Here is a 1224-nt window from a genome sequence, read left to right as displayed (position 1 = left end):
TCCGCCGCGGCGAGGGTCGGCAGGGCAGTGTCAAAGCGCAGGCTGCGCAGCAGCAGGCCAAGGGCGCGCGGATCGGCAGAGGCACCGAGCGCCCGTGGCGTGTGGCAGGCGGGCAGGCTCAGTTCGAGACGCAGCGGGCCGGTGAAGCCGGGCAGCGGCAGGGCGAAGTCCAGTTCGGGTGCGCTGCCCTTCGGGCGGGTGTCTGTCCACGCCGCGCGCCGGCCGGTGGTTTCCTCGATCGCTTCGACGGTGACGGTGTGATCCTGCGTCTCGAGCGCCGCATCGAGCAGGGCGGCGGTGCCGCACAGGCCGGTCACCGGGCTGGAGGGGTCGGGCAGGGCGTGGATCGTCGCATGGGGCTGAGCGGTCCAGATGCCGGAAGGTTCGGGCGGGTGAAACCCGGTGAGGCGCAGCGCCTGCGGGCTGGGCGTGCGGGCCAGCTGCACCAGATCGGCCCCTGGCGCGAGCGGGGGCAGCGGGGCCAGTGCTGCGCCCTCTGAGTCGTGCAGCAGCCGGCGGATCGCCGCCATGTCGGGATGCTCCATCAGCGGATCGCCGCGCCCGTCGAGATAGGTCAGCAGGGTCGGGCCGACGCCATTGCGCGCCGCCAGTTCGCAGAGCCGCGTCTGGGCGGCCTCGCCGGTGCGTTGCCCCAGCGCGTGCAGCGCCATCAGCAGGGCGAGGCGGGACGGCAGGCACAGGATCACCATCCAGAGCGCGGCATCGGTGACCGGCAGCGCCAGGTCCGAGATCGGGTGCAGCACATCCGCCGGCCGGTTTCGGGCGCGGGCCAGCAACTGGCGCAGCAGGCCAAGCCGCGCGGTCGCTGCAAGCGGGCCGCCCTGTTGCAGCGCGCAGCCCAGCGTCGCAGGGTCGCGAACCGGCGAATTGAGCAGGTTCAGAGCCACATATCGCCCCACATCCGCGTCCGGATAGGCCCAGAGATCGGGCGGCAGCAGGCCGCGCCCGTCAAGGATGCCCGACATCAGGCCGCGCACCTGGACATAAGTGGCGTGCCAGTCGCGGTCCTGGGGGTCGGGCGCGGTGCCGCGCTGGCGGATCGCATCTGCGCGCCGCGCCATCCGGGTCTGGCCGGCGCACAGGAACGTGGCGAGCTTGTCGGCATAGGCGGTGGCGGTGCGCGGCCCCATGTAGCGCGCGCCCGCCGCCCCGCGCCGGGCGATGTCGGCGGGATCGTGGGCGATGGCGCGCAACATGTCGGCC

The 1224-nt window shown here is 73.6% G+C and carries 1 protein-coding gene; it reads right to left on the bottom strand.

What is annotated here, in order from left to right; translation table 11 throughout:
• A partial coding sequence (locus ACGKZZ_RS17240) for a hypothetical protein (RefSeq protein WP_411224750.1) occupies positions 1-1224 on the bottom strand: 1224 nt, incomplete at both ends.

Origin of the sequence: Marivita sp. S2033, assembly GCF_046592965.1 — a bacterium.
In the GTDB taxonomy this organism is placed as follows: Bacteria; Pseudomonadota; Alphaproteobacteria; order Rhodobacterales; family Rhodobacteraceae; genus Marivita.
This window is presented reverse-complemented; position numbering and strand designations above follow the sequence as displayed.